Below are 26,889 nucleotides of genomic sequence, written 5' to 3' on the forward strand. Positions count from 1 at the left end.
TCATCACGCGATCAATTCAGCAATCGGCCTGCCATTCTCCACGATGTGCGTGGGACGGCCGTTGAGGTCCTTGATGGCGACCTTGGCATAATCAATGCCGAGATGATGATAGATGGTGGCGAGGAAGTCGCTCGCATTGCAGGGGCGCTCGACCACGTCCTCGCCGCGCTTGTCGCTCGCGCCGATGACGCCACCCGTCTGGATGCCGCCACCGGCCCAGATGTTGGTGAAGGCACGGGGCCAGTGATCGCGGCCTGGCTGCAAGGTCCCAGTCGGTCCGCTGGCATCACCAGGGCCGGTGCTGCGGTCAAAGCTGATCTTCGGCGTGCGGCCAAACTCACCTGTGACGACCACGAGCACCTTCTTGTCGAGGCCACGTGCATAGATGTCCTCAATCAACGCAGAGACAGCGCGGTCATAGGTGGGCATGCGGAAGCGCAGAGCCTCAAACTGATGCTGGTTCACGGCATGGTCGTCCCAGTTGTTCACGCGACCGCAGAGCGGACCGCTCAGGCTGCTCGTCACGATCTCCACGCCTGCCTCGACAAGCCTGCGCGCGAGCAGCAACTGCTGACCCCAGCGATTGCGGCCATAGCGATCACGGACAGCAGCCTCTTCCTTCTCCAGGTCAAAGGCATCACGCGTGTTTGGATTCGTGAGCAGTGTGGCCGCCTGTGATTCAAACTCGTCCAGCGCGCCGAGCTCACCTTCACGGTCAAAGGCGCGCTCCATCTTGTCCAGGCTTCGGCGCAGCGCGATGCGCTCGCTGAGGCGACGGTTCTCTGCCTCATCATCCAAACCAATGTTAGGCACTTGGAAGCCAGGGCGGCTCGGGTCACCCGACACGGCAAAGGGTGCATAGGCATCTCCCAGATAGGCAGGACTGGAATACTCGGGTGAAGCAGCTGGCACGCCGATGTAGTTCGGCAGTGGATTGGTACGGCCGCCTTCCTTGGCACGCAGGTAATGAGCCACGGACATCCAGTCGGGGAGACGTGGCTTGGGTTTATCGCGCGTGTCCGCATCACCGGAGAACATCTGCATGGTTCCTGCCGGATGACCGCCGGCGGTTTGATGCATGGAGCGCAGCACGGTGAACTTGTCCGCGATCTTCGCATTCATCGGCAGCAGATCTGTGAAGTGCGTGCCCGGGACCTTGGTGCTGATCGTCTTGAAAGGTCCGCGATACTCGCTGCTCGCATCCGGCTTCGGATCATAAGTGTCGATGTGCGATTGGCCACCCGGAAGCCACACCATGATGATGGACTTGCGCTCGCCCTTCGGCTTGGCGGCATTCTCAGCACGCAGCTTCAGCAGGCCGGGCCAGCTCAGCGTGGCCATGCCGGCCAGCCCGAACTGCATGAACCCGCGGCGCGACAGCGGACCGGCGCAACGCATAAGGGAAGGGGGCTGGATGATGGAAGACATGATGTTTAAAACTACGGATTGAAAGGTGATGCTTTATCCCTGGGAATGCCGGGCCTACTTGGCGCCGAAGGCGGCGAGTTCCTTGCCAGCGCTGTCCCACAGGCGGAGCATGCTGTCCTCACCACCGGCGATGATGGTGCTGCCATTCGGCGCGCTGACGGCGGCCTGCATGTAGTCAGGAAGATTGGCCATGGAACGGACATCCGTCCCGTCATCCGTCACGATGCGGACGCGGTTGTCTCCAGCGCTCGTCACGATCTGGTTCGTGGCGCCGATAAACTGCAGCGAGGTGACTTCCTTGCTCCAGCCTTCGATCTTCTTCTTCCGCTCGCCGAGGATCATGTTCCAGGTGACCACGGAGCCTTCTGCGCCAGCAGTGGCGAGCACGCGGCCATCACTCCGGAAGGCGATGCCCATGACGTGATGCGTGTGACCTTCCAGCAAGTTCACCTGCTTGCCGCTAACCACATCTGTGACACGAGCGATCTTGTCGGCCGCGCCGGAGGCAAGGAGCTTTCCATCCGGTGAGAAGTCGAGGCACAGCACCACATCATCGTGCTTCTCCTTCCAAGTCTGCGTGGCCTTGCCGGTGGTGACATCGAAAAGAATGATGTCACCGGAGCGGGAAAGCTCTCCACCACCCGTGGCCAGTGTCTTGCCATCAGGGCTAAAGCGCACGGCATTCACGCGGTCTGCGAAGAGTCCCTTCTGATCGATCTTCCGTTCCAAGACCCAGCGAGGTGCGCTGCCAATCGTTTGCGTGGCTGCCTTGGTGACGGTGAATGAGCCGTCCTGTGCCGAGGTGATGGTGGTGCTCGTGGCCGCAGCATTGGCAACGTTTTCTCCAATCGGGATGCCAGTGGCGGTAGCCCACACGCGCAGCGTCCCGTCATCGAACATAGACATCACTCGCTGCGCATCTGCGGAGAAAGACACCGCGAGGGGCTTCATGGCCGTCTTCGCCAAAGACTGCTTCAATGCGGCAAGATCAGCAGCTGCCTTGTCCTGAGCAGCCTTGGCGGTAGTCATGGCGGCATTCACGGCAGCGAGTGTTTTCGCGTTTGCGGCCTTGGAGTCTGTGATGCGCTTCACATCATCCTCGGCATCCTTCACGTTGCTCTCCGCAGCAGCGACAGCGGCCAGCGCTGAAACCTCGGCCGTCTTTGCCGTGATGAGCTTGTCCTGGGCTGTCTTGTGCTCTTTCACCAGCGCAGCATCAGGCTTGCCATTCGGCGCAGCCTGGACCTTCGCAGCGATGTCATCCACGGTCTTCTGCGCGGCTGCTTTAGCCTCAGTGGCGGGTGGCACGGCCTTTTGCTTTTCGGGCAGCACCTTCTTCATGGTGACGATCGCCTCCTTGGCCTTGCCGAGCAGCACATCCAGCGCCTTCTCCTGGGCTTCGATGCGAGTGACCTCACTCTTCTGGAAAGCCTGCTCCAGAGTCTGTTCGGCAATAGCCCAGTCCATTTCCGCAGCCTTGCGGTTTGTAGCCACGCTTCCACGCAACTCCGTGATCTGCTTGGTCGTCGCGACATCCCACACACGCACGGAGCCATCTGCACATCCCGTGACCACCTGCTTGCCATCGGTAGACATCGCATGGCTAAGAACAGTCATCTTGCCAGTGGTTTCGATCTTCTTGATCAAGTCGGCGCTGGCAGGCGCTGACGCAGTCTTGGCTGAGGACGCGGCAGGCTTGGCGGTTTCTAGTTTCCAGATCTTCACTTCACGAAAACTGCCGCTGGCCAGTCGTGTGCCATCCGGGCTGAAGGAGAGTGATTGCACCAGTGCCCGATGCGCAGTTCCGTTCTTCTCCGAGGGATCGGTGATCTGCGCGATGAACTGGCGGGTGGCCAGATCATAGACAAAGATTTGGTTGGACCGTCCACAGGCCGCGTAGCGTCCGTCACGGGTCATCGCCACACTGTAGATCGGATCCACGCTGGCGGAGAAGGCTTTCAGCACCACCGCACGCTCCTGCTGCACGGAAGCCTTGGCCCCTTGGTCGATCCATTGCCGTAGAACCGCGATCTCCGCCGGACTCAGATTCACCGCGCCAGACTTGTTGTTCGGCGGCGGCATCTCCATGTCATCCTTGTGCTGGGATGCCTTCACTATCAGGCTCTCGTCGCTCTTTCCTGGCACGATGGAAGGCCCCGACTCGCCGCCCTGGATCATCAGCTGCGGCGTCTCCATGTTCAGATCTGCCTTCGTCGTGGTCTTGTTGTGGCAGGAGATGCAGTTCGACTTCAGGAACGGATACACGTCCTTGTAGAAGTCGAGCTCCGCCGCCGAGACAGAGACTGCCGACGCGCAGAGGAGAAGAGTCAGTGCTTTCATCATCATTTGCTGGCAGTGGTGGCGCCAGCCGCCTTCACGCTCACGCGGATGGGCTGGGAGATGAGGATCTCGACGGTGTCCGTGGGGTTCGCAGTCGTGGTGACGGACTTCATCTTGCTGGTGGCGGCGGTCATCGCGGCCTCGGCCTGCTTCTGCTTCTCAGCAGCCTTCTTCGCGGCTTCAGCATCGGTGGCGGCCACTTTCTTGGCCTCAGCCGCAGCAGCGGCGAGTGTTGTCTCAGCCTCTTTCTGCTGAGCCTCGGCGAGAGGGACGGCGGCGGGGTTGTAGCGATATTTGCAGATCCCCAGGCTCTGGAAGGCGAAGGTGTAGTCACCTGGTGTGATCTTCAACGCGGCGAGGTCAATCACAGCTTCATGCGTGGTCGCCTTGAGCGGGATGTCGAACTCCTTGATGCCGCTGAAGCCTTCACCATAAGCTTTCACCTTGATCGAGGTGCCGTTGAATTCATTTCTCCACGTGAGCTTGAGCGGGATTTTGAATGTCTCACCAGCCTTGGCCTCATAAACCTTGTCTTCAGCGGCAGAGATGCTGAGAGGTGCTTGTTCTGAATCCGTCACAGAGACGGGAACATCCGCCATCAGACGTGGGGCGGGGATGTCACCCTTCGCATCCTTCACCGGCCACTCCATGCTGGCGAGGCGCACAGGACGTGTGAGCTCCTTGCCGTCGATGACGGCTTTGCCGATGATCTTCGCGAGCGAGAATCCGCACGGAGCCTTCTCATCTGCGGTGACGATGAGGTGGCCGTAGGTCTTGCCTTTGCCGATTCTCAGACCAGCCGCGCTGACTCCTTTCGGCAGGTTCTCCATGCTGATGTTGATTTCGCCATCAAAGCCATCGCGACGCTGCACCACGACCTCAAAGGCGCGTGCATCGCCCTGGCGAAGTGACATGGGCTTGGAAAGCGAGGCGCGGTCGCCATTGCGCAGTGTCATGTGCACCGCCCACGCGGCGAGCGAGAAGTCCGGCGTGGCCTGACGAACGATGAGGCGATAGATCGCATGCGGATCACTGCGCGTACCGCCGAAGAGGTCACGCACCTGCAGGCGATAGGTGCCGTCTTCCTTGACCCCAAACTTGCCATTCACATCCGGTGAACCTGCGTCATAAGGCGGGCCATCGTAGGAGTAGCCATTGCTGGTGACTTTCATCGGCGGCGCGATGTCGTAGAGCTCGGCCACATCGGTCAGCTTGCCGTCCTTCACCTGCTGCACGAGCACGAAGGGATCGGTGTTGAGCCCGAGGCGCTCGCTGGCGACCTCCACCCACCAGGTCTCGCCTTTCTTTGCCGTGAACTCATAGGTGTCCACATCCGCTGCCGGAAAGAAAGAGCCTGCGATGTCACAGGGCAGAGTGATCCTCTGCGCGTCCTTGTTGTTAGGCTCGGTCTCGTTAACATTGGCAGTAGGTGGCAGATCCGCAGGCGGCCAGGACATGGCGCTCACCATCTGGGTCTGCGGCTGTGGCTGCGCAGGGCTCTTCTGCAAGGCAAGGCGATAGAAGTGCCGCTCGCCACCCTGGTAAGTGAGATCATTCACCTTGATGATGTAGGTGCCATCAGCAGGCGGCGTGAAATCAATCATGCCACCGGTGCGGTTCACCTTCAGGTCTGCGCCTTTGCCATCCGCGAGGATGAGCACGGGTGTGAGACGCGAGTCGATCCCGACTGCGGCGCAGTCGACCGCGACCGTCTGATCCTTCACGCCTTGGAAGGAATAGTAGTCCACCGCACGCTTCGTCATCGTGGCATTGCAAATCGATCCCACAGTGATCGGCATGGCCGTCTCAAGCGTGTTGTTCGCCTTTGTGCGCACGACTTCAGGCAGCTGGCTCACGGAGAAGGCACGCACGGAGGATACACCAAGCCGCGAAAGCACACGTGCATCATGCACGCCCAGTGGCGCGCCGGCTGCGATGCTGACCGTGAACTTGTTCGTCGTGCCAGTGACGGGCTTCGCCGTGATCTGTGGTGTGGAGAAAGTCAGCTCCGTCACGTCCTCGATGTTCTCGCCCGTGATCGTCACTTCGACATTCTGTCCCGCCTGACCGCCCATCGGCATGATCGTGAGCAGGCGCGGCAAGGGCAGGGTGACCTGCTGGCCAATCGCGGAAGCGGCTAACAAAAAGATGAGGAAATATATCCGTGAAAACATAGCACCAAAGCTACGCTTTGAGATGATCGAATCTTGAGGGTTTCGGAACATATCGTTAGTCTGTGAATGACTGTGGTCCGATCAACTCATGGTGGAAACCATGCCTGATACCGGATCGAGGATCAAAGCCCCGGAGACATTTTTCGGAAGGGCGGTGAGCAGCACAAATGTGGTGTCAGTGACTGGATCCGCCCATGCCAGTGTGCCAGTAGAACCAGCGTGCCCGAAGGTGCGAGCGGAGCAGCCTTTGCCAAGACCTGCAGGACCGACAGCAAAGCCAATGCCGCGATGCGCTTCGAGCTTGGGCGTGTGTTCCTGGGTCATGAGACGCGCGGTGGCCTCGCGCAGCACCTTGCCATCCGGATGCATGAGGCTGCTCAGACATTTGCTGAGGTCGTCAACGGTGCTGTGTGCTCCGCCCCAAGGGGCGGCGAGCTGCCGCCAGTAGTCGCTGTTCCAGTCCCACTCGCGTGCCTTGGGATCGCCTGCGCCCGCCTCGGGCGCGGCGTGTTCGGTCTGCATCGGCACCATGTCCTCTTTTTGAAACTTGCCGAGTCCGAGCACGGTGCGTGACATGCCCAGCGGTGTGAAAACCTGCTCTTGAAGAAATTCCGGCAACGGGGTCTTCGCCACACGCTGAACAATCTCCGCCGCGAGCAGGATGCCCATGCTTTGATAGTGATACTTCGTGCCCGGTGAGAAGAGCAGGGGTGTGCTCACAGCCCCTTTGACAAACTCAGCCAGCGGAGCATGACGCGCACGTAGAGCATTGTTGTCTGCCAGTTGATCCGGCAGGCCGGAGGTATGCGTGAGCAGATGCTCGAGGGTGATGTTCTTGCGCGCACCTTCGCTGAACTCCGGCAGGTATTTCACTGCGGGATCCGACAACCTAATCTCTCCCCGGTCCACCAGCACCATCACAGCCATTGCGGTGAGTGGTTTTGTGATCGACCCGAGCAGAAACATGGAGTCCACTTTCGCTTTGCCGAACGCTTGCTCGGTCACCTGATGGCCACGACTCACTCGCAGCACTGCTGAATGTAGTGTGCCGTTGTCAATCTGCGCCTGGATGATCTGGAGAGCGTTTTGCATCGTGGTGGCATTCGCGGCCCGGGCGCTGAAAGTCAGACCCAATCCAGCGAGTGTGAGAGCGAGACTGTCCCGACGTGTCATGGCCTTAATGATTAAACAAAAACTCCTTCGTGTTCAGCAGCGCCCAGAGGAGGTCCTCATAGCCGTTGCGCTTGGCGCGTTGGGAATCGAGCGCCTTGCCATCGGCATCATTGCGCGGCTTTAAGAGATGGGTTTCCGCGATGCGGACTTCATCAGCCGTAGGCTCGCGGGAGAAGGCGGCAAGGTAGAGTTCGCGAATGCGCTTCGGCTCGGGCAGCTCAGACTTGGTGAGCTGCTCGGCACGTCCATTGTTCGCGGTGAGCTTGGCCTTCACATCGCTGGCATTCATGAGATGCAGGCTCTGGGCGAGGCTGGCGCTCTGCACGCGCTCGCATTCACAAACGCTGGTGTTGTCAGGACGGCCGAAGACTTTCAGGAAAGGCGAAGCACGCGTGTAGCTGTTGTCTGGAAGCGAGATGGCACGCGTGCCTGGTGGCAGGTCGGCGAAGTCCGTCTTCGAGGCGGTGACCATGTCGATACTGTCGAGCAGCACCTCCGCCGTCATGCGCTTCGGATAAAAGTGGGAGAAGGCCTGGCGATCAATGGCATTGTGTTCGTTAGGCATCGCGCTGAGCTGATACGTGTGGCTCTGCGTGATGACACGGACGAGGGACTTGAGGTCGTAATTGCTGTCCAGGAAGTGCTTCGCCAGCGCATCGAGCAGCTCAGGATTCGTCGGTGGATTGGTATCGCGCAGATCATCCTCGGGTTCAATGAGGCCGCGCTTGAAGAAGTGCTTCCAGTAGCGGTTCACCAAAGCCTTCGCGAAGAATGGGTTGGTCTTCCGGCTCATCCAGTCCGCAAGCACCAGACGGGGATCATCATCGGGTGCGATGTCCAGCGGCGGCTCACCAAGGCCTGCGGGCTTCAGCATCACACGTGTCTTACGATGCTCCGTCTGCGCGATGCCGCGCTTGTGGAAGATGAGATCTTCACCGGCGATGGCGGTGGGCTTGCGACCGATCTGGCTGAAGAAAGCCGCCATCTGAAAGTACTCCGCCTGCGTCCAGCGCTCAAAAGGATGATGATGACACTGCGCGCACTGCATGCGCACACCGAGGAAGAGCTGCGCCACATCCTCGACCTGTGTGGTGGGCTCTTTGACACGCTTGTACCAGGCGACCGGCGGATTTGAAACAATGGTGCCTGTGGAAGCGAGGATCTGACGAACGATCTGATCGTAAGGCGTGTTCGCGAGCAGGTTGTCACGCATCCACGCATGGAACGCAAAGTTCGCCGTGATATCCGCATTTTCACTGCGCTGGTTCTTCAGCAGCGCGGTCCATTTGTTGGCAAAGTAATCCGCGTAGTCCGGTGAGCTCAGCAGCGCTTCGACAGCTTTATCACGTTTGTCCGGTGAGCGATCTGCAAGGAAGGTCTTGGTCTCTTCAAGAGTCGGCAGACGTCCGCCGATATCGAGCGAGACACGACGAAGGAAGGTGCTGTCATCACAGATCGGCGAAGGTGGGATGCCGATCTGCTTCAGGTTCGCGAGCACATGATGATCGATGAAGTTCTTTTCAGGTGGCATCACATCCACCGGCGCACCCAGCGGCACAGACACGCTGCACACAGACACACTGCCGCCGAAGCGCACCATGATGGCGACCGTGCCGGGAATATCTGATGTTTTCACGAGGCCCTCTCCGCTCGCGCTAGCCATCGCGGTATCATTGGCCTCAAAGAGCGAGAGCTTCGTCACATCGCGGCTGCTGCCATCGGAGTAGCGCGCGGTCACCTTGAGCTGCTGCGCTGTTTTGGCCTTCATCGTCACTCGCGCCGGCTCCACCAGGATGGCGCTCAGCTTCGGTTCGTTAGGCTGCACGTAGGGCATGCCTTCAGCGATCCAGCGCACGAGTGTCTGATAAGACTCCGACCCCGGCTCGATCTGCTTCCCACCTGTGTGTGGCACGATGGCCGCACCTTTGGTGACGATCAGGCTTTCCTCAGGTGCCGGGGGAAACACACGGCGGCCTTTGCCCTGCTTCACGATGGCCTCATAATCCTCCTCCGGCTCAAAACCGAGCACGCTGAGACGGAAGCCGCGCTGTCCTGTCACGGCCTTTGCATGGCATGCACCTGCGTTGCAACCTGCCTTCGTCAAAATAGGCTGGACGTCCCGCACGAAGCTCAGTGGCTCCGCGGCGAGACTCATGGTCACAAGACCCAGGAAGATGAAGGCTTTTCCTAACATTGTCTGAAACCTACGGAGTCAGGGGGACAGTTCGCACAGCCAAATGAGCCCTGGAGCTGCGTATCGAAGGTCTTGCACATGAGCCTCTTCACAGGCTTGCCAGTTAAAGATCACGGCATAGCGTCATGACATCACATTCATATCATCATGGCCTCGCTCACTGACATCGTCTCCCACATCAACAGCACGCTTCGCATCGCCGAGCTGCCGGACTACTCCAATGCGGTGAACGGCCTGCAGCTCGAGAACCGCAAGGGAGAGGTTACCCGCATCGTCGCCGCCGTGGATGCCACGCTGCCCGTCGTGAAGAAGGCCATCGCCACAGGCGCGGACATGCTCATCGTGCATCATGGCATGTTCTGGAGCGGCCTGCAACCATGGACCGGCAGCGCCTTTGAGCGCATGAGCCTGGCGCTAGAGAACAACCTCGCCATCTACAGCGCACACCTGCCGCTGGATGTGCATCCCGCGCTCGGCAACAACGCCTGCATCGCCCAGGCCATGCAGCTCACACCCAGCGGCGGCTTCTTGGAGTACAAAGGCATGTCCGTCGGCGTGACTTGTGAGGCCGCGCTGACATTGGAAGAAGTCATCGCACGCTTCACCGCAGCACTTGATGGCGGTCGCGTGCATGTTTGCGCAGGCGGCCCGAGCGTGACCAAGAAGATCGGCATCTCTTCCGGCGGATCTGGCTCCGAGATCGCCGCAGCTGCGAAGGCCGGAGTCGATACCTTCATCACCGGCGAAGGCCCGCACTGGAGCTACACGCTGGCGGAAGAGCTCGGCATCAACGTCCTCTACGGCGGCCACTACGCCACCGAGACCTTCGGCGTGAAGGCACTCGCCGCACACCTCGAGCAGCAGTTCGGCATCCCCTGGCAGTTCGTCGATCATCCCACAGGTCTGTAAAAGCGAAGTATCATTGTCCCTATTCTCATGGCCTATCTGAAGCCTGACTTCTTCGAGCGCGATGTCCTCACCGTCGCGCGTGATCTCATCGGTGTGGAGCTGGAGTGGCAAGGCTGCTCCGGCATCATCGTCGAGACGGAAGCCTATGCCGTGGAAGGCGACCTCGCCTGTCACACCGCCTCTCGACCCAGCGCCCGAGACTTCGTGCTGAAGCAGCCACCCGGCACCGCCTATGTGTATCTGAACTACGGCATGTACTGGCTCTTCAATCTGCTGGTCAAAGGTGGCAACAAGGACGGCCTCGTCCTCATCCGTGCGCTTGAGCCCAAGCGTGGCATCGAACTCATGCAGCAGCGCCGGAACAAGCTCAAGCCTAACGAATTGTGCTCAGGTCCCGGCAAGCTCGGAAGAGCGCTCGGCATCACCGGAGACCACCACGGCACCATCATGGCCGGTCGTGGAAGGCCCGCTCAATGTGGCCTGCATCTCCCAAGCGGACCCGTGAGTGTGCTCGCGGATGTCCGTGTCGGCATCAGCCAGGCCGTGGACTATCCGTGGCGATTCCTCGCCGCGGACCATCCTCACGTCAGTGTCCCACACGGAAAGGTGAAGCTGCCGCTTGTGAAGCCGCCCTCACCTCTGATGTGAATCGCTGAACTCTAGACCCTGCGCCAGCGCTGGAAGGTCTCGATGGCCTCATACTGCGCCAAGCCCAGCGCATCATAGTTCGCGGCGTTCTGGCGGTTGGACTCAGGCGAGGCACGCTCCAGGGAAGACAGCGCACCATAGCGAGACAGCGCGCGGCCTTTGCGCTCAAGCTGCGAAGGACTCAGCGGGATCGCCATGTCGATCTCATGACCTTCGAGCGGCTTCTCCTTGCCGCGATACAGCCACAGGCTGCATGAGCCGGCCCAGTCTTCACCTTCACAGGCCTTCAGCGCAGCTTCCAGTACCTTGAAACAGATGCCAGACACACTGCTCGGATCCGCGGCATCACCGGTGGCATAGATCTGATGCGGCTTGTGCTCGCGCAGCAGGGCTGCGAGCGCATCCACATCGGCCTGGGTGCTCTTGAAGCGGCGATAGCGCCCCTCCTCATAGAACGGCAGGTCGAGGAAGACAATGTGATCATTGGTTAGGTGGCAGGCGTTTGCCGCGTCACGCAGCTCACCGCGCAGGATCAGCGCCTTCAGCTGGCGCAGCAGAGGTGTGTCCGCGCCGAACTCACCTTTGTCCGCCAGCATCTTCAGCGCCTGCTCGGCATACGCAGTCTGCGGAGCCCACACAGACGAGTCACTCACAATGCCGGCCAGTTCCTTCAGCGTCTCGGCAAACTTGTCCGCCTCGCTGTCCGGCACGCGCAGGTTGCCGCTGGTCAGGGAGATCAGGCGCGCATCATGACCCTGCTCGGCCAGACGCTCCAGAGTCGCCCCCATGGAGACCACCGCATCCTGCGGCTCAGGGCTGAGCACCAGACAGCGCTTCGGATACGGATTCGCACGCTCGGGGCGATACGTGTCCGCCTCGTTCGGCTTGCCACCAGGCCATCCGGTGATCGTGTGCTGCAGTTGATTGAAGATGCGGATGTTGAGCTGATACGCCGGACCCTGCTCGCTCAGCAGATCACCCAGACCATGCTCGTTGTAATGCTCGTCAGTGAGCTTCAGCACCGGCTTGTGAAGCTGATTGCCTAACCAACAAACTGCTCGGCGCGTCTCGCGCGGTGTCCAGGAGACAGGCCCCACCAGCCACGGCAGTTTGGCGCGGGTGAGCTCGCGTGAAGCACCGGTGTCAATGTAGAAGCGCGCATTCGGATGCCCCTGCAGGAAGGAGGCAGAGATCGCCTCCGTCATTGGGCCTTCCACCGCTTTTGCCACCATCTCGGCCTTGTTGTCGCCCCAGGCCATCAGCACCAGCTTCTTGCCGCGCAGGATCGTGCCCACACCCATGGTGATGGCAAAGTGCGGCACGTTTTCCTCACCACGGAAGTCGGCTGCGGCATCCTGACGTGTCACACGGTCCAGCGTGATACGGCGTGTGAGCGAGTCGCGGCTCGATCCAGGTTCGTTGAAGCCGATGTGACCGGTTCTGCCGATGCCGAGGATTTGCAAATCAATGCCACCCATCGCGTCGATCTTCTCCTCATACTCACGACAGTGCGCGAAGACCTGGTCGCTCGACACCTTGCCACTCGGGATGTTGATGTTCGCCTTCGGGATGTCGATGTGATCAAAGATCTGGTCCGCCATGAAGCGCGCATAGCTTTCAGGGTGGTCCGCTCCGAGACCGTAGTACTCATCCAGGTTGAAGGTGACCACGTTCTTAAAGCTCAAGCCCTCTTCCTTGTGCAGGCGGATCAGCTCGCGATAAAACGGCACTGGTGTCGAACCCGTGGCCATGCCGAGCACCACGTTCTTGCCCTGCTTCGCACGCTCCTCGATCAAGGCGCGCACCTCGGCGGCGAGTTCCTTGGCCGCCGTGGCAGAGTTCGGGAAAATGCGGGTCGGAGTCTTCTCGTAGGCTTCGGCAGCGGAGCGGCGGGCGGTGGACATGGCGGGAAGGATGGTTGGGGGAAAGGATAATCTGGCGTGCTTTCTGTCCGGCTCAAGACCGCGACGTGACGTGAAGTGGTATCAATCCGCCCTCATTAGGTGCTTCCGAATGCCCCTCCACCAGGAGTTTCCATGACCACACGGTCCCCAGGCAGCACCGGAAAGCTCGTGCAGCCTTCGAGGATCGTCTCCGTGCATTCACGAATGAGCCGCTGCTGGCCGGGTCTACCCGTGCCGCCTCCATTCAGGCCAAAAGGCGCCTCCACGCGGTGCTGTGTCAGCAGACTGACGGTCAGCGGTTCAAGGAACTCAAACTCACGCACCACGCCATCTCCACCGCGCCATTGGCCAGCACCACCCGAACCACGCCGGATGGCAAACTGCCGCAACCGCACCGGGTAGCGCTGCTCGATGATCTCCGGATCGGTGATCGCCGTGTTCGTCATGTGCGTGTGCAGCGCATGCGCGCCGTCATACCCTTCTCCAGCACCCGAGCCTCCCGCGATGGTTTCATAGTAGCCAAACCTTTCGCCGCCGAACAAAAAGTTATTCATCGTTCCCTGGCTGCAGGCTTGCAGGCCCAGCGCCTTGATCAACGTGTCCACCAGCCGCTGGCTCACCTCCACATTCCCGCCCACCACCGCCGGATCGCGGCTCGGATCTCCGGTAAAGGCTGGATTCAGCAGCGAGACCGGCAGATGAATCTCCAGCGGCTCCATCAGACCTTCATTCAAAGGCAGATCCTCCTGCAGCATCAGCCGCATCACATACAGGATGGCACTGCGCACGATCGCATTCGTCGCGTTCAGATTGCGCGGATGCACCGCTGACGTCCCTTCAAAATCCAGCACCAGCTTGTCCGCCCTCCGCTTCATGGAAACAGCGATCACATGCCCGTCATCCAGCTTCTCGGAAGCTGAGATGCTTTCCGGCAGCCTCTCAATCTGCCGCCGCATCACCTGCGACGAGTGCATCAGGATCTCCTCCATGATTCGAGGTAGGGATTCACTGGCCAGCGCCCGCAAGCGCTCCACGCCATGCAGATTCGCCGCCAGCTGCGCATGCAGATCCGCCAGATTGTCCGCGAGGTTCCGCGTCGGATAAACAGCACTTGTGAGCAGCGCTCTCACCTCATCAAAACACGACTCACCGCCACGAATCAAATGCCGTGGCGCAATGACTACTCCTTCTTCGACAAGCCTCGTTGCATTCGCCGGCATGGATCCGGGTGTGATCCCGCCGATCTCGGCATGATGCGCCCGGTTGGCGATGTAGCCCAGCAGTGCATCTTCATAAAACACCGGCGTAATCAGCGTCACATCTGGTAAATGAGATCCGCCGAATGCCGGATGATTCGTGATGATCGTGTCTCCCGCCTGCATCGTCACCGCCTTCGCCACCTCACGCACACAGACACCCAGCGCGCCGAGATGCACTGGAATGTGCGGCGCGCTGGAAAGCAGCCGCCCCTGCGGATCCAGCAGCGCGCAGGAGAAGTCCAGGCGCTCGCGGATGTTCGTCGAGATCGCGGTGCGACACAGCAGCGCCCCCATGTCACTCACGATGCTGTGAAACCGATGCCGAACCAGATCGCGCTCCATCACCGGTGCCACCGTCACACTGCCCGTCTGCCGTAGCACATGCCCAAACCCTTCCAGCGTCTCCACACTCCACCCCGGCGCTACCACCAGCGTGGAGAAAGCATCTTGAATGAGCTGCTGTAATGTAGAGGACGACGTGAGTCTTCCCTCTGGAAGTGTCTCGAAAGCTTCGCGCTCCTCCAACTCCCGAGTGATAGTCCTCAAGCTAACAATCTCCACCTCCCGTCCCTTCGGCGGAGCATAACCAAAAAGACGTTCATAGCTTTTCTGATACAACCCCGGCAGATCCCCCGCCTCCACAAACTCCACCTGAATCGGCGTGTCCTGCCCCCTCAACCTGAGCTCCGCAATTCTAGTACGTTGTTCACGCTTCAGCGTGCTCAATGAAGCAACGAGCCCCTCTTCAGACCCCGAACGGCCAACCTCCTCCAAAAACTCCTTCAACCCCTTCCTCACCTCCCGCTCCTCAATCACCTCCGGCACCGCCTCCTGCAGCCCCACCGCACTCAGGATCCCCGCATGTCCCGGCACCAAAATGATCTTCATCCCCAGTGACTCTGCCACCGCGCAGGCATGCTGCGGCCCCGCGCCACCAAAGGCCAGCAGCGCATGATCCGCCGGATCAAACCCCTCGCCGATGGAGATCCTTCGGATCGCATCCGTCATATGCTCCACCGCCAGTCTCAGCAGCGCATGCAAAAGTTGCACTTTGTTCAGCGCCCCATCCGTCTGCCCATGCAGTTCACGCAGACGTTTCCGTGCCGCCTCCAGGTCCAGCGGAATCGGCGCCTTCGAGGGATCAAACCGACCTAACAAAAGATTCACATCCGTGATCGTCAGCGGACCGCCCTTACCATAGCAGGCCGGCCCAGGATCCGATCCCGCGCTCTCCGGCCCCACGGCCAGTCCATGATGTGTCAGCCGGCAGATCGATCCTCCGCCCGCCGCCACCGTTTCGATGTCGATGCAGGGTGACAGCAGCCTCATCCCCGCCACATCCTGGCTGAACCGATACCCTGGCCGTCCATCGATGCGCGCCACGTCTGTGCTCGTGCCACCCATGTCAAAGGTGATGATCCTCGTGTGTCCCAGCCTGCGCGCCGCATTCGCCGCGCCGATCGCCCCGCCCGCCGGTCCGCTCAGCAGCATGTCCTTCGGGCGTATGTCCTCCGCCGTCTTCAGTCCGCCTGCGCTCGTCATCACCTGCATGTCTGGCGACACCTGGCGGATGCCATTGAGAAACGACTGCACCGGCGCATGTAGATACGCATCCGCCACGGTGCTCTGCGTGCGCGGCAGCAGCTTCGCAAAAGCTGATGTTTGGTGGGACAGCGTCAGATGCGTGAACCCCTCCTCGCGCAGGATCTCCGCCACCCGCAGCTCATGCTGCGGATGCGCATGACCATGCAGCAGCGAGATCGCCGCCGTCACGATGCCTTTGGTTAGGCAATCCCGCGCTGCCGTGCGCACTGCATCTTCATCCAGCGGCTCCAGAATCTCTCCCGAGACACCCATGCGTCCGGGCACCTCGCACACCACCTCGTGAAAAATCGGCCGCGCCTCATGCTTCAGTGCAAACAGATCCCTCCGCCGCTGATCCCCGATGCTCAGCAGATCTCCAAACCCGCGCGTGGTGAAGAGCGCCACCCGACCACCCTTGCGTTCCAGCAGCGCATTCGTGGCCCGCGTCGTCGCAATCCGCAGTCGCAGGGCAGGGAAGTCATCTCCCGGCGGTGTGTTCGTCAGAATCCGCGCCCCCAGCACCGGCGCCTCCTCGCCCGTCGTCAGCTCGATCAGCGTCCCCGCAGCCCAGTCCACTGCTTGATCCAGCGTGATCTCACTCCGCGCTGCATCAAATCCCACCACCCGTCGACTCTCAGCCTCACCCACCGCCCTAACTTCAAACCCCACCAGCAGCCGATTAGGAAGCACCGGCAGCCCCTTCACCAGGACCACCTTTCCAGCACTCTCCACCATCGCCCGCAGGCACCCCGTCGAAAGCACCTTGCAGCGTGTCTCCCTCCCCTGCGGATCCAGCGCATGGCAGTCAGTAAATGTCCCCCCCGTGTCAGTCGCGATGCGCCAGGGAAGCTCAGAGGGCAAAGTGTCAGAATTCACAGCGTTTCAGGTTTTATCTCTATAGCGATTCTCGATCCCACCTCTCAAAAAATCAGGTTGGATCTGGTCGGATTCACCTGGATCGCTCCATGGAGCGGCTGCCCGGCCGGACGTACAACCCCATTCCAAAGGGGTTGGCCCCGGATGAACCGACGAGTTCCGCAACCTCCCACCACCCCGAGTAGGTCGGATCCAGTCGGATCGCTGCCTTCTGGCCCCCAACCACTGTAAACCATCGTCAACGGCTCCTGTCTCCCGTCTCCCCCATCTCCAAATCTCCTGTGAAAAAAGTGCATTCATAGCCCCGCACCCTCCACCATCCGTGCCCACCCTCCAAATGACCCAAGCGGACCCATTGGACACCGCAAAACTCCACCACTCCAGTACTCCACCTCTGCCACTCCCGCGCTTGCAACCCCGCCCACCCCCCGCCACCTTTCCCCACGAACTTATGCTGAAACTCGGACTCATTGGCTGTGGAAAGATGGGCGGCGCGCTCCTGCGCGGCGTGGAAAAGGCGTTGGGCAAAAGAGAGCTCACCGTGGCCTTGAGCGATGTCGTCCCCGCCGCCGTCGATGCCTTGAAAAAAGGCCTCACCTGTGAGGTCACCACCGGCACACCTTCCCAGGTCGCCCTCGCTTCCGATGTCGTCCTTCTCGCCGTGAAGCCCGGCGACATGCAGACCCTCTGCAAAGAGCTCGCCAAGGTCAAAGGCAGCCGCCTCTACCTCAGCATCGCTGCCGGCCTGAAGCTCGCGGATCTGGAGTCCTGGCTCGGCAGCAAGCAGCGCGTCATCCGCTCCATGCCGAATACCCCGGCCCTCGTCGGCACCGGTGCTGCAGCCTTCAGCAAAGGCACCTCGGCCACCATTGACGATGCCGTGCTGGCCAAAAAGATCCTCGGAGCCGTCGGCACCGCGGATGAAGTCTCCGAAAAGCTGCTCGATGCCGTCACCGGCCTCAGCGGCAGCGGCCCGGCCTATGTTTACACCGTGATCGAGGCACTCGCGGATGGCGGCGTCCTCATGGGCCTGCCCCGTGCCACCGCGCTCACTCTCGCCGCTCAAACCGTCGCTGGTGCCGCGCAGATGGTCCTCGAAACCGGCAAGCATCCCGCCGCTCTTCGCGATGAAGTCACCAGTCCCGGTGGCACCACCATTGCAGGTTTGGAGCAGCTCGAAGCCCACGGCCTGCGCAACTCCCTCATCCAGGCCGTCCGCAAAGCCACCGAACGCAGTCTCCAGCTCGGCGCAAAGTAAGGCTCCTGGATGAAGAGGAGAGGACAAGATTACTTGTCCTTCTTCCACTCCTCACCCTCGTCGTCGTCATCGTCGAGGTGGCCGTAGCCATCGTCGTAGCCCTTCTTGCCGCCGCCGGCGTCACTGGGGGCATCTGTGCCGCTGTCCTTTTTCTCCTCCTCGTCGTCCACGTCGTCGAGTGAATCGAGGTCGAGATCATCCGGATCGATCTCGTCGAGATCATCATCATCATCATCGTCCTCATCATCTCCGTCATCGTCGTCGGAGTCTAAATCATCGTCATCGTCGTCCTCAGCGGCCGCCGCTTGCTCAGCGCTGCGTTTTTCGATCTCCGCCAGCGTCTCGCTCACGTCCTCCACACTGTCCCACACATGCGCCGCCACAAAAATGGGCGCGCCTTGCTGCAGCGCCAGCGCCAGGCTGTCACTCGGACGTGCATCCAGCTCGATCACCTTGCGCGCGTGCAGCTGGTTCTCGGCGGAGAGGATGATGCGTGCAAAGAACACACTGCCCTGCACATTGTTGATGATCACGCGGTCCACCTTGCCGCCGAAAGCCATGAGCACGGAAGCCAGCAGATCATGCGTCAGCGGACGCTCCTTCGAAACCCCGCGCATGAACATGGAAATCGCGGATCCCACCGCCTCATCCACATAGATGACAAAGGTCTTGTCCTCATTGCCGAGAAACACGGCAAAGCTGCCGTCCAAAGGCAGGACAGCGCGCACCTGGGCTTCGATGACTTCACGATTCATGGCATTGATTAAAGCGCTACGTCCCCGGCTGGCAACTCGCGTCCCACGAATTTCACGTGACCTCCACAACACCCCCTCACACCCCACGTCCCCGATACGTCGGCAGCCGCAGCTTCCACCGCATCGCCGCCAGTCGCAGGATTAAAATCACCCCCATGCCGATGTATCGATGGCTCTCGGAAGGCGGCATCCACTCCCGCAGCAGCACAAACACCAGCGCCCCGGCAAACACCGCCGTCGCATACAGGTCCACCTCCGCCTGGAACACCCAGGGGATCTCCCGCCGCAGCACATCCCGCAAAATCCCACCTGCCACCCCCGTCACAATGCCTAGCAGGATCGCCACAATGCCCGGCGCCTCATACGCCAGTGCCTTCTCCGTCCCCACGATACCAAACAGCGCCAGTCCAAACGCATCCGCGATGTCCAGCACCCTCGCCGGCAGATGCACAAAGCGCACCAGCACAAAGGTCGCCACCGCTGCTCCCAGCGCCACCCAGAGATACATCGGCTGGGCGATCCAAAACAGCGGCCGCACACCCAGGCACAGATCGCGGATCGTCCCGCCACCCACCGCCGTCACCAGCGCCAGCACGATTACGCCAAAGAGGTCCATGCACTTCCCCTCCGCGGCCAGCACCGCCGTGATCGCGCACACCGCGACAGCAAAGTATTCGATCCAGGGAGGCATGCTCTATGAAGTGGCCAAACGTGGCCGACTTTCTCCGAAAGTCGAGCCTCTGTATGACGATTGACCCGCGCACGACTTTCATCTTGTAGCCAGGCTCGATTTTTGGAAAAAATCGGCCACGATGAACTTCATCCCCTTCAACCCGGCAGAAAGGGTTGAGATCTCTCATGGACTCCTACCGCACTGGCAGCAGACCGGACGCACCTACTTCATCACCTGGCGCACGGCTGACTCCATCCCCGTCAAACTGTGGAAACAATGGCAGGCAGAGCGTGACGACTGGTTGTTCACTCACAAGGCATCCCTGGCAGAGCTGCGTACGCTATCCGCGGAATTGCAGCGTGAATACCACAATCGTTTTTCTCGTCGCTGGCAGGATCACTTGGACGAATGCCATGGCGAGTGCCTGTTACGACAAAGCGCCATCCGCTCGACCATCGAGTCGGCACTCCGCCATTTTGACGGGCAGCGCTATGATCTTGGTGATTTTGTTTTGATGCCTAACCACGTTCATGTTCTTGTCACACTCCATGCAGACATCGACGTGGAGAAAACCTGCTTTTCTTGGAAACGCTTCAGCGGCGGAAAGATCAATGAACTCCTGGGGAGAAGCGGTGAGTTTTGGCAACCCGAGAGTTTCGATCACATCATTCGCACGGCTGTCTCTTTGCGCCGCATCCAGCAGTACATCGAAGAAAACCCAGCCAAAGCCCGCCTGTGTCCAGGCGAGTTCACCTGGCATCGTCCCGACTCCTGGCACTGAACAGAGGCCGCAACGAGCGTGGCCGACTTTCTCCGAAAGTCGAGTCCTCTCCGTTCACTTCAAAAGCTCCAGCGGCAGGTCATGCGGCACCACCGGTGCCACGGCCAGTTGCTTCAGCATCGTGCCCACCTTCACCTCAGTCCTCACGCTGCCACCATTGGCTAGAAACAGCGCCGTCGGGGTGCGCCCCGCATTGATCCGGTCTTGTGCCTCATTCGCGGCCTTGGAGCAGGTGAACCTCCCCTCGCTGATTGGTACCATCTTCCCCTCCACCGTCCTCACCCAGCCATTGCCAAAGTCACAGCGGCGCTCCTCATTCACGCTCTTCGTGTCACGACGAAAGTCTTCCACAAAGGAGTACAAGCCCGAAAGAGGCTTGCCACCCGTCTTCACGCGAAACGTCACCAGATGCTTCCACTCGCGTTGCGCAGGTTGATACAGCCATCCCGAATACGCAGTCTTTTCGCCCTCCACCGTCGCCTGCACGATGCAGCGCACCTTCTCACCGATCTTCCAGTCAAACGGGGTCATGCTCTTGCCGCCGGTGCCTTCACCGCCGAAGCGCGAGACCTTCACATCCTTGCCCTCATGCAGCACCTCCACACGCTGCTCCAGCGGCACGTTTTCCGGATTGTCACCCTTCGCCGGATCCCACACGGAAAAGATCGCCACCTTGCTCCCGTTGCTCAGTTCCTGGATGCCAAAGTAGCCGGTGTTCCAGCCACAGATGGAGAAGTAGCTTCCAGGTGTGCTCGCCTGCACCGTCGCTTCATTGTAAAACCAGGTCGAAGCCGGCGCCGGCCACTGAAAATGAATCGAGCAGGCGGCGGTCGGTTCCGCGCCGCGAACAAACGTTGTGGTAAAGCCGAGCAGGGCGATGAGTGTGTGGATGATGCGCATGAGTTGATGAGTTGTTCTAACGTCCAAGATAATGTTCGATGCCGTTGAGCAGCATCTGCACGGCCACCATGACCAGCAGCATGCCCATGAGCCGCTCCACGGCCATGGAGCCCTTCTCTTTCAGCACGCGGGCGATGGCTGGCGCGCACAGCAGAATGGCCGCCGTGATGCTCCAGGCGATCATGAGCGCCATGAACCAATTCCAGAGATGCTCAGGCTGCGTGCTCACCAGCACCAGCAGCGTCGCCAGCACTGAAGGCCCCGCCACCATCGGCGTCGCCAGCGGCACGATGAACGGCTCGATCGGCGTCTCCTCTGTCTCGCTTCGCGAAGGTGGAAAGATCATTTTCAGCGCGATCAGGAACAGCACGATCCCACCGCTGATGAACAAAGCCTCCTGCTTCAAATGCAGCAGCCCCAGCAGCCCGGGGCCTGTGAAAAGGAATAACAACAAGATCATCAAGGCGATCACCAGCTCCCTCGCGATCACCCGCAGCCTGCGCTCCTGCGGCACATGGCGCAGTCCGGACACAAACGTCGCCACATTCCCCAGCGGGTCCATGATGGTGAGCAGCAGCAGCGTGGCAGAAAGCGTGTCCATAGGGTGCATAAAATCAAGACGTCATTCAGGCTGCTTCAGCGGTGCCCGCTTCTCACCCGCACGCGCGCCGAGGTTGCCGTAGCGATGATAATCAAAGCTCACACTCTGCTCCTGCACATACCAGAGCAGCTCAATGCGCCCCTCCGCCAGCACCGGCGCATCCGCGATGTAGACCTGCGCTTCCGCCGCCGCCTTCCGCACCACCAGCGGCACACGATCCACCGCCGCATAGCGCACACGATCCGTTTCATGCTGGGTGATGGCTTGGGCCAGCTCTTCATCACTCTCTTCCATGAACTCAATCGCAGCCGCCCAGTGGTCCGTGGTCTCTTGAAGCCTCGTCAGTGCCTCAGAACTGAAATCATGCGGCATGCTCACCGTGATGCGGCATCTCGCCGTGCGCGCTGCCGCCACTCTCGCGAAGAGGTCAAAGGCCGTGTCCCGTTCATGCAGCCGGATGCGCAGCTCCTTGATTGGCAGATACCTCCTCAGGTTGTCCTGACCAACGAGAGCGAAATGATCATGTTCCTTGGAGAACTCCTCTTCCCATACCTGTCGATACCACATCATCGCCTCGCTGATGCCCGCATCCTTTCCGTCCTCCTTTTCTTCCTCCGCGAAACTCATGAACTGCGCCACATAGTTCGGCCCGCCTGCTTTTAGGCCTGGCCCGAATGCGCTCTTGTTCATGCCGCCAAACGGCTGCCGCAGCACGATCGCACCCACCGTGCTTCGGTTGATGTACAGATTCCCCGCGCGGATGCCCGCCCTCCACTCCACCTGCTCGCGGTCATCCAGACTTTCCAGACCACTGGTTAGGCCAAAGCCCGTCTGGTTCACCATCGCGATCGCCTCATGCAGCTTCTCAAATCGCATCACGCCCAGCACAGGCCCGAAAAACTCCGTGAGATGCGTGTAGCTTCCGCGCTTCACACCCCACTTGATGCCCGGTGACCACAGGCAGTCATTCTTGTTCAGCTTGCGCGGCATCAGCGCCCACGACTCACCATCCTCCAGAGTCAGCAGCGCATTCTCCAGATCACCGGAGGGTGCTTTGATCAGCGGCCCCATCTTCGTCGTCAGATCCCAGGCCGAGCCCACCGTCAGGCTCTCCGCCGCTTCGACGAAAGTGCGCCTGAACTCTGGATCATCATAAACCTCCGCTTCCAGCAGCAGCAGTGAGGTCGCGGAGCACTTCTGCCCCGCATGACTGAAGGCCGAGTGCAGCACATTCTTGATCGCCTGATCACGATCCGACATCGCTGTGACGATCGTTGCATTCTTCCCACCCGTCTCCGCACTCAAAGGCAGATCCGGTTTGGCGCGCAGCATCGTCAGCGCCGTCTCCGTGCCTCCCGTCAGAATCACCGCGCTCACCGCTGGATGCTGCACCAGTTGCGCACCTTCCTTGCCCCCGGAGCATGGCACAAATTGCAGCGTCTTCCTCGACACACCACCGCGCCAGAAGCACTGGCAGAACTCCCACGCCGGCAGCACCGCATCAGAAGCCGGTTTCAAGATTACCGTGTTTCCAGCGGCCAGCGCCGCAGCCACTCCACCACAGGGAATGGCGATCGGGAAATTCCATGGCGAGACCACCACCACCACGCCTTTGCCCGTTGCCGTGACATTTGGCAGCTCAAAGAACGAGCGAGCTGTGTCTGCGTAAAACTCCACAAAGTCCACTGCCTCGCTCACCTCCGGATCAGACTCCATCAGCGTCTTCCCGCAGTTCGCCAGCGCCGAGCCCATCAGATCCATGCGTGCCTTGCGCAGCTCTTCCGCGACCTTCTTCAAGATCACCTGCCTCTGCCGTGCCGTCATCGCACGCCATCCATCCTCATCGCGCGCCGCGCATTCCACCGCATGAGTGATGTCTCCGCTCTGCGCCAGCCTGTAGCGCCCCACCAGCACGTTAGGATTCGAGGGATCCATGCAATCACGCGTGCTGTGGTTGTTGCCCACTTCTCCACCGTCGACCACCAGCGGCACCTCCACATAGCACTGCTCCCATTTCGCAATCACACCCTTGGCCCACTCCGCATTCTGCGGGAGTGACCAGTCCGTGTCCGGCTCATTCTCAAAGCGAGCCCAGCCATGCTTCACCTGGTCATGCACATTGGATTCACTTCGACGATCCTGTGTGCGGCGCGCAGCATTGCTTAGGGCCTCCAGCCTCGCAAAGGAGGCGCGAAAGCACTCTTCCAGTTGCAACCACTGCTCGCTCCCCGGCACCAGCTTGAACGTGTGCCGCAGAAAATTCTCCGGCCCCGTGTTTTCATCGAGCCGGCGGATGAGATAGCCGATCGCGCTGAGGAAGTGCTGCTTATGACAAACCGGTGCATACAGCAGCAGATGCGGCGCTTCCTCAAACAGTGCACGCCGCTGATGGTTCGCCATGCCTTCCAGCATCTCAAACTGCACCCTCTCCATCGCGTGCGTCTCGCGCACCAGCGCCAGCGCATACGCCACGTCGAACAAATTATGCGAAGCGATGCCCAGCTTCACCACCGCTAGGTTCTCCGCCCGCATCCCTTCATGCAGCATGCGCTTGAAGTTCGCATCCGTGTCCAGCTTGTTGTCATACGGTGCCTGCGGCCAGCCCTTCACGGACGCTTCAAACCGCTCCATCTCCATGTTCGCACCTTTCACGATGCGCATCGTGATATCCGCCCCACCGCTCGCCACACGCTCGCGTGCCCATTCATGCAGCCGCTGCTGCCAAAGATACGAATCCGGAATGTAAGCCTGCAGCACGATGCCCGCGTTCATCTTCTCCAGCCCCTTCCTCTCCAGCGTGCGCATAAAAACCTCGCACGTCAGGCTGAGGTCACGATACTCCTCCATGTCCAGGTAGATGAACTTCGGCACCCGCGTGGCATCAGCGCGCACAAACGTCGCACGTGCCGCGCTGCGATACAGCCTCTCCAGCCGGTCACACAGAGTCGAAATCGTGTGCTCACGCGCGATCGGTGACATCTGCGAATACAGCGTGGAGATCTTCACGGAAAACACCTCCGTCTCCGGCATCTGCAGCGCTTCCAGATACAGCTCCAGCCTGCGCTCCGCCTCCGCCTCGCTGAGGATCGCCTCACCGAGAAAGTTCACATTCATCCGCACTCCTTGTTCGGTGCGGTGCCGCAAGTGCTCACCCAGCACCTCAGGCTCCGCAGGCAGGATCACATTCGCCGTCTCCTGCTGCATGTGTCCCTTCACCATGGGCACAGACACTCCCGGCAGCCACCCGCCAAAGGTTTGAAACCCTCGCAGCATCGCGCGATCCAGCGGACTGAAAAATCGCGGCACTCCCTGCACATCTAGAATGTGTGTGAACTGGTCCGCCACCCGTGCCGCCGTCTTCGGGCGGAAGGCTTGGTCGGTCAGTTGCACCAGCGTGGCCTTGTCAGACGGCGTCTGCAGCATGCGGTCCAGCTCCGCTTGCTGGCGCTTTTCCGCGGGTGTTTGCAGCTCCGTGGCACGAAGCTGCAGCTTCTTCGCCAGCTCGACTGCTTGTTTGATCAGTGTCGTGTTCATGGCGTCAGGGTTTTGACAAACGCAGACCACAGCTCATCCACGTTCTTGCCGGTGAGTTCGCTCCACAGCGCGTCCTTGTAGGCATCCTTCCGCAGCGCGGCATTCATTTTGACCACAAAGTCCGCGCCATGCTGCTTCTCCACCCACTCTAGAAACATCGCCGTCGTCTTGTAAGCATCCTTGTAACTGGCTTTGATGGGATCGATCTTCGGTCTCGGTGCCTGCGGCTCAAAATGCACGATGCGGATATAATCCGCGATGCCCTCCACCAACCATCCCGGTCCTCCGGGTGGATATGACTGAACCACATGCGTCAGCTCATGCACCACCATGCCCCAGTCATCCGGGTGTCCCCGCACAAAACCGGCCGAGATGGTGATTTTGCCGCCCAGCGCATGCGCCACCCCCTTCATCTTCGGATCAAAATAGATCGTGACTTGGTTAGGCGCGGTGAATCCCTCTGAAGGCAGCAGTTTCGCGATCTTCGGAAACCATTCCACACAAAGCGTTCCCGCCTTGTTTCCCCACTCCTTCAGATCCGGCGCGTCGTTGGTATCGACCAATGCCGTGGCGTCACCAGCGCTGATCTTGACCAAGGAACGTGCGTTCCCCTGGGCGCTGCTGCTTGTCAGCACGCAGATAAAGAACAGGGCAATGAATGAAAGTGTGTGTGAAGTCATGGCTTGGTCTTAAACAAGAGGTTTGAACACGGGCTGATGCACCACCTCACCCGCGAGGTTCTTCATCGTGATCTGCAGCTGGGTCGCATCTGCATGCGCCTCCATATAGGTGGCCGCCTCCGGTTTCGGGCCACCACCCACGAGCTGCGCATATGGGAACTCCTTCGTGCCTTCCGCCCAGTGCGTCTCATGCATATGACCGGAGATCACCACCTGTGCGCCCCAGGCGACCAGCGCCTCATGCCAGAGTTCGCGACTGCGACGGCTGAAGGAGTCATACTCCCGGCCCACCTCATCTTCGACCTTCCAGCGCAGAGGGATATGGCAAAATACCACACGATAGGGTGCATCCCTTAACTCAGGGGTCTTCAGCACATGCTCACGCATCCACTCCGCCTGCTCCCGGCGCAGCGGTTCACAAGCCACCCGGCCTTTAAAGGTCGGATGATCGTCCGCCTTGTCCTCACCCGTGTTCAGACACACAAACGCCACCGGCCCGCTGCGGAAGGCATAGTAGGACCGCCCCGTTGGAGCTGCCACATAGTTGGGTAGGCGATAACCGTACGCTCCGCGCAGATCATGGTTTCCCCACACAAAAGCCAGCGGCCGCTGCGCGGTGAAGTCCGTGCCTGCCGGATGCAGCAAGGTGGGCACCAGCGTCTCGTCCTTGTGCCAGTCATTGCAGATGTCGCCATTCCACAGCAGGAAATCTACCTTCGCCGGAGTCTTCTCATGCAGTTGGGCGATCGTCGTGTTGTTGACATGCGTGTCATTCCACACCGCAAAGCGCGTCTCCTTCGCCGTCGTATCCAGCGTGCGAAACTCACGCCATGCACTCTCCTCCTTCGCCGGCGGCTCACCCATCGCCTCGGTTACTGTGCGATAAGTGAAAGTCGCTCCAGCCTTGAGGCCATCCAGCCGCACTCGCAGCGCCTTCTCACCTTGTGTGGAGAAGCCAAACTCAGTCCCGCCGACCTTCTTCACCTCACCCGCCATCTTCAGTTCCACCCACCCACGTGCATGCCGCGAGATGCCCCACACGATTTCCACGCCATCTGTGCGTGGTGCCATCACCACCGGTGGCGTGATCACCAGTGTCGTAGGTTCAGCAGCGCTAGGAGAAGCGTTTTGTGCTTGTGCAGAGATAGCGGTCCCCAGCGCGGCCTGGGTGAAAAAATGGCGACGATTCATGGTTGGGTGGGTTGGAAAATAAAGAGG

At 60.3% G+C, this 26,889-nt stretch carries 18 protein-coding genes; 4 read left to right on the forward strand and 14 right to left on the reverse strand.

The genetic code is table 11. The features are described from left to right. Window positions 1–3: 3 nt before the first annotated feature. The 5 genes from BGE01nite_RS05415 to BGE01nite_RS05435 all read right to left on the reverse strand — a co-directional run bounded on the left by BGE01nite_RS05415 (window position 4) and on the right by BGE01nite_RS05435 (window position 9,270). Window positions 4–1,428, reverse strand: coding sequence for a DUF1501 domain-containing protein (locus BGE01nite_RS05415; RefSeq protein WP_146849252.1), 1,425 nt, complete (start codon window positions 1,426–1,428; stop codon window positions 4–6). Between the two features lie 54 nt (window positions 1,429–1,482). Next, window positions 1,483–3,774, reverse strand: coding sequence for a c-type cytochrome domain-containing protein (locus tag BGE01nite_RS05420; protein WP_146849253.1), 2,292 nt, complete (start codon window positions 3,772–3,774; stop codon window positions 1,483–1,485). After that, window positions 3,771–5,942 (reverse strand): PPC domain-containing protein, encoded by a 2,172-nt coding sequence (locus BGE01nite_RS05425; RefSeq protein ID WP_146849254.1) that lies wholly within the window; start codon window positions 5,940–5,942, stop codon window positions 3,771–3,773. The genes BGE01nite_RS05420 and BGE01nite_RS05425 overlap by 4 nt, the downstream gene beginning before the upstream one ends. An 81-nt stretch (window positions 5,943–6,023) precedes the next feature. Further along, entirely contained in the window at window positions 6,024–7,115 is a 1,092-nt protein-coding gene (locus tag BGE01nite_RS05430; protein WP_146849256.1) for a serine hydrolase domain-containing protein, read from the reverse strand. A gap of 4 nt (window positions 7,116–7,119) precedes the next feature. After that, window positions 7,120–9,270: a DUF1549 and DUF1553 domain-containing protein gene (locus tag BGE01nite_RS05435; RefSeq protein ID WP_246145668.1), complete on the reverse strand. Its 2,151-nt coding sequence runs from the start codon at window positions 9,268–9,270 to the stop codon at window positions 7,120–7,122. Window positions 9,271–9,456: 186 nt separating this feature from the next. On the opposite strand from BGE01nite_RS05435, the gene BGE01nite_RS05440 reads away from it, so the two are divergent. Next, window positions 9,457–10,218 carry a Nif3-like dinuclear metal center hexameric protein gene (locus BGE01nite_RS05440; protein ID WP_146849259.1) on the forward strand — a complete coding sequence of 254 codons (762 nt, stop codon included), beginning with the start codon at window positions 9,457–9,459 and terminating at the stop codon, window positions 10,216–10,218. A gap of 27 nt (window positions 10,219–10,245) precedes the next feature. Then, window positions 10,246–10,866: a DNA-3-methyladenine glycosylase gene (locus tag BGE01nite_RS05445; RefSeq protein WP_146849260.1), complete on the forward strand. Its 621-nt coding sequence runs from the start codon at window positions 10,246–10,248 to the stop codon at window positions 10,864–10,866. An 11-nt stretch (window positions 10,867–10,877) separates the two neighbouring features. Here the strand turns inward: BGE01nite_RS05445 and nagB are convergent, their stop codons facing one another. Both nagB and BGE01nite_RS05455 read right to left on the reverse strand, forming a co-directional pair. Beyond that, window positions 10,878–12,770 (reverse strand): glucosamine-6-phosphate deaminase, encoded by a 1,893-nt coding sequence (gene nagB, locus BGE01nite_RS05450; RefSeq protein ID WP_146849262.1) that lies wholly within the window; start codon window positions 12,768–12,770, stop codon window positions 10,878–10,880. A 95-nt stretch (window positions 12,771–12,865) separates the two neighbouring features. Further along, on the reverse strand, window positions 12,866–16,474 hold the full coding sequence (locus BGE01nite_RS05455; protein WP_170266611.1) for a hydantoinase B/oxoprolinase family protein: 3,609 nt from the start codon (window positions 16,472–16,474) through the stop codon (window positions 12,866–12,868). A gap of 466 nt (window positions 16,475–16,940) precedes the next feature. Here BGE01nite_RS05455 and proC point away from each other — a divergent pair, with 466 nt between their 5' ends. Beyond that, complete coding sequence (gene proC, locus BGE01nite_RS05460; RefSeq protein ID WP_146849265.1) at window positions 16,941–17,747, forward strand: pyrroline-5-carboxylate reductase; 807 nt, start codon at window positions 16,941–16,943, stop codon at window positions 17,745–17,747. A gap of 29 nt (window positions 17,748–17,776) precedes the next feature. On the opposite strand, the gene BGE01nite_RS29345 is transcribed toward proC, so the two are convergent. Both BGE01nite_RS29345 and BGE01nite_RS05470 read right to left on the reverse strand, forming a co-directional pair. Further along, window positions 17,777–18,502, reverse strand: a complete 726-nt coding sequence (locus BGE01nite_RS29345; protein ID WP_146849266.1) for a bifunctional nuclease family protein — start codon at window positions 18,500–18,502, stop codon at window positions 17,777–17,779. Between the two features lie 76 nt (window positions 18,503–18,578). Next, window positions 18,579–19,193, reverse strand: coding sequence for a trimeric intracellular cation channel family protein (locus BGE01nite_RS05470; RefSeq protein ID WP_146849267.1), 615 nt, complete (start codon window positions 19,191–19,193; stop codon window positions 18,579–18,581). 121 nt (window positions 19,194–19,314) lie between these two features. Between BGE01nite_RS05470 and BGE01nite_RS05475 the strand changes: the two genes are divergently transcribed. After that, window positions 19,315–19,956 carry a transposase gene (locus BGE01nite_RS05475; RefSeq protein ID WP_146849269.1) on the forward strand — a complete coding sequence of 214 codons (642 nt, stop codon included), beginning with the start codon at window positions 19,315–19,317 and terminating at the stop codon, window positions 19,954–19,956. Window positions 19,957–20,010: 54 nt separating this feature from the next. On the opposite strand, the gene BGE01nite_RS05480 is transcribed toward BGE01nite_RS05475, so the two are convergent. The 5 genes from BGE01nite_RS05480 to BGE01nite_RS05500 are packed head-to-tail and all read right to left on the reverse strand — an operon-like array spanning window position 20,011 to window position 26,862. Next, window positions 20,011–20,856: a DUF3472 domain-containing protein gene (locus BGE01nite_RS05480; RefSeq protein WP_146849270.1), complete on the reverse strand. Its 846-nt coding sequence runs from the start codon at window positions 20,854–20,856 to the stop codon at window positions 20,011–20,013. 16 nt (window positions 20,857–20,872) lie between these two features. Then, complete coding sequence (locus BGE01nite_RS05485) at window positions 20,873–21,457, reverse strand: MarC family protein (protein ID WP_146849272.1); 585 nt, start codon at window positions 21,455–21,457, stop codon at window positions 20,873–20,875. A gap of 21 nt (window positions 21,458–21,478) precedes the next feature. Continuing rightward, complete coding sequence (locus tag BGE01nite_RS05490; protein ID WP_146849273.1) at window positions 21,479–24,991, reverse strand: proline dehydrogenase family protein; 3,513 nt, start codon at window positions 24,989–24,991, stop codon at window positions 21,479–21,481. After that, a complete protein-coding gene (locus BGE01nite_RS05495; RefSeq protein WP_146849275.1) occupies window positions 24,988–25,671 on the reverse strand; it encodes a basic secretory protein-like protein in 684 nt (227 codons plus the stop codon). The genes BGE01nite_RS05490 and BGE01nite_RS05495 overlap by 4 nt, the downstream gene beginning before the upstream one ends. Before the next feature lie 9 nt (window positions 25,672–25,680). Then, window positions 25,681–26,862, reverse strand: a complete 1,182-nt coding sequence (locus BGE01nite_RS05500; RefSeq protein WP_146849277.1) for a metallophosphoesterase family protein — start codon at window positions 26,860–26,862, stop codon at window positions 25,681–25,683. Between the last annotated feature and the right edge of the window lie 27 nt (window positions 26,863–26,889).

The sequence above is a fragment of the Prosthecobacter gellanilyticus genome, assembly GCF_007992435.1.
Taxonomy (GTDB): Bacteria; Verrucomicrobiota; Verrucomicrobiia; order Verrucomicrobiales; family Verrucomicrobiaceae; genus Prosthecobacter; species Prosthecobacter gellanilyticus.

Bases quoted from the DNA above. Each gene is read 5' to 3' on its own strand.
- BGE01nite_RS05485 (WP_146849272.1), bottom strand. From the start codon at position 21,457: ATGGACACGCTTTCTGCCACGCTGCTGCTGCTCACCATCATGGACCCG.
- BGE01nite_RS05425 (WP_146849254.1), bottom strand. From the start codon at position 5,942: ATGTTTTCACGGATATATTTCCTCATCTTTTTGTTAGCCGCTTCCGCG.
- BGE01nite_RS05490 (WP_146849273.1), bottom strand. From the start codon at position 24,991: ATGAACACGACACTGATCAAACAAGCAGTCGAGCTGGCGAAGAAGCTG.
- BGE01nite_RS29345 (WP_146849266.1), bottom strand. From the start codon at position 18,502: ATGAATCGTGAAGTCATCGAAGCCCAGGTGCGCGCTGTCCTGCCTTTG.
- BGE01nite_RS05470 (WP_146849267.1), bottom strand. From the start codon at position 19,193: ATGCCTCCCTGGATCGAATACTTTGCTGTCGCGGTGTGCGCGATCACG.
- BGE01nite_RS05430 (WP_146849256.1), bottom strand. From the start codon at position 7,115: ATGACACGTCGGGACAGTCTCGCTCTCACACTCGCTGGATTGGGTCTG.
- BGE01nite_RS05475 (WP_146849269.1), top strand. From the start codon at position 19,315: ATGAACTTCATCCCCTTCAACCCGGCAGAAAGGGTTGAGATCTCTCAT.
- BGE01nite_RS05440 (WP_146849259.1), top strand. From the start codon at position 9,457: ATGGCCTCGCTCACTGACATCGTCTCCCACATCAACAGCACGCTTCGC.
- BGE01nite_RS05500 (WP_146849277.1), bottom strand. From the start codon at position 26,862: ATGAATCGTCGCCATTTTTTCACCCAGGCCGCGCTGGGGACCGCTATC.
- BGE01nite_RS05495 (WP_146849275.1), bottom strand. From the start codon at position 25,671: ATGACTTCACACACACTTTCATTCATTGCCCTGTTCTTTATCTGCGTG.
- BGE01nite_RS05435 (WP_246145668.1), bottom strand. From the start codon at position 9,270: ATGAGTCTCGCCGCGGAGCCACTGAGCTTCGTGCGGGACGTCCAGCCT.
- nagB (WP_146849262.1), bottom strand. From the start codon at position 12,770: ATGTCCACCGCCCGCCGCTCCGCTGCCGAAGCCTACGAGAAGACTCCG.
- proC (WP_146849265.1), top strand. From the start codon at position 16,941: ATGCTGAAACTCGGACTCATTGGCTGTGGAAAGATGGGCGGCGCGCTC.
- BGE01nite_RS05480 (WP_146849270.1), bottom strand. From the start codon at position 20,856: ATGCGCATCATCCACACACTCATCGCCCTGCTCGGCTTTACCACAACG.
- BGE01nite_RS05420 (WP_146849253.1), bottom strand. From the start codon at position 3,774: ATGATGATGAAAGCACTGACTCTTCTCCTCTGCGCGTCGGCAGTCTCT.
- BGE01nite_RS05445 (WP_146849260.1), top strand. From the start codon at position 10,246: ATGGCCTATCTGAAGCCTGACTTCTTCGAGCGCGATGTCCTCACCGTC.
- BGE01nite_RS05415 (WP_146849252.1), bottom strand. From the start codon at position 1,428: ATGTCTTCCATCATCCAGCCCCCTTCCCTTATGCGTTGCGCCGGTCCG.